1 protein-coding gene is annotated in these 1,471 nt (G+C 74.4%); it reads right to left on the reverse strand.

What is annotated here, in order from left to right:
* Positions 1–28: 28 nt before the first annotated feature.
* On the reverse strand, positions 29–1,471 hold a 1,443-nt coding region (locus AB0J68_RS32145; protein ID WP_363942644.1), incomplete at its 5' end, for a sugar ABC transporter ATP-binding protein.

Genomic DNA, 1,471 nt, shown 5'->3' on the forward strand with positions numbered 1-1,471 from the left:
GGCGGCACGGCCGCCACGACGAGGTTGGTCATCGCGGTGCTCCCGTCGACTCGGCGAAGGAGACGGCGATGATCCGTTCCTCCGAGATCTCCTCGCCGGTCAGTTCGGCGACGACCCGGCCGGCGCGCAGCACGTAGACCCGGTCGCAGTGCGCCATCTCGGCGTTTTCGCTCGAGTACCAGACGACGCTGCGGCCGTTGGCAGCCTCCGCGCGGATGAGCGCGTACAGGTCGGTCTTGGTGTGCACGTCCACCCCGCGGAACGGGTCGTCGAGCAGGACCAGGTCGGCCGTCGAGGCGAACGCCCGGGCCACGATGACCTTCTGCTGGTTGCCGCCGCTGAGCTCGGTCATGCCCGCGTCGGCGCCGCCGCGGATGGCCAGCCGGTCGACCCAGCTCCGCACCGCCGCGCCTTCCTCGGCCCGGCGGCGGAGGCCGTACCGGGCCAGTCCGCGCTGCGCGGTGACGATCAGGTTCTCCGCCACGGACCACAGCGGGAACACGCCGGAGCGCTGCCGGTCGCCCGGCACGTACGCGCGGGTGCCGTGCACCGTGGTGTCCTTGCGGACCGGGCGCCACAGCCGTTCGAGCACCTCCTGCTGGCCCTGGCCGGCCAGTCCGGCGAGGCCCACGACCTCGCCCGCGCCGATGCGGACCGAGACGTCGTGCAGGCCCTGGCCGCTGGCGCCGCGCAGCTCGGCCATGACCGGCCGGTCACCGGCCGGTACGGCTGCCGGCACCGGGTCGGGGTTGGCCGGGGCGGCCACCTCGGCCCCCATCAGGACGAGGACGTCGGCCTCGCTGAGCCCGGCCGCCGGCTTGTCCGCCACGACCGCCCCGTCGCGCATCACGGCGACCCGGTCAGCCACCGACAGCACCTCGCGGATGCGGTGCGAGATGAGCAGCACGGCCGAGCCCTGCGCGGTGAGGGTACGGACGTGGTCGTACAGGGAGCGGGCGGCGTCCGGGCCGAGGGACTCGGTCGGCTCGTCGAGGATCAGCAGGTCGAGGCGGTCGACCAGGCTCGCCCGGGCGATCTCCACCATCTGTCGGCGGGCCAGGGTGAGGTCCTCCACCCGGTCCCGTGGCGCCACCCCGTGACCCGGGAACATCTCGTCGAGCCGGCGCTGGACCGCCACGCTGGCCGCCCGCCGCCACCGCAGTCGGGGCAGGCAGGATCGGGAGGATATCCAGATGTTCTCCGCGACGGTGAGGTCGGGGCAGAGCGACGTCTCCTGGTAGGCCATCCGTACGGCGCGGAACTCCGCAGCCCCCGGCCCGACGTCGCGCGGCACCTCCTGCCCGCGGACGGTGACCACGCCCTCGTCGCACGCCTCCAGCCCGGCGAGGACGCGCATCAGCGTGCTCTTGCCGGCGCCGTTGTGGCCGACGAGGCCGAGCACCTCCCCGGCGCGGACCTCGAGGTCCACCCCGGTGAGCGCCCGGGGACGTCCGGACGTCCAGGGCACCAG

This window comes from Micromonospora sp. NPDC049580 (genome assembly GCF_040675595.1).
In the GTDB taxonomy this organism is placed as follows: Bacteria; Actinomycetota; Actinomycetes; order Mycobacteriales; family Micromonosporaceae; genus Micromonospora.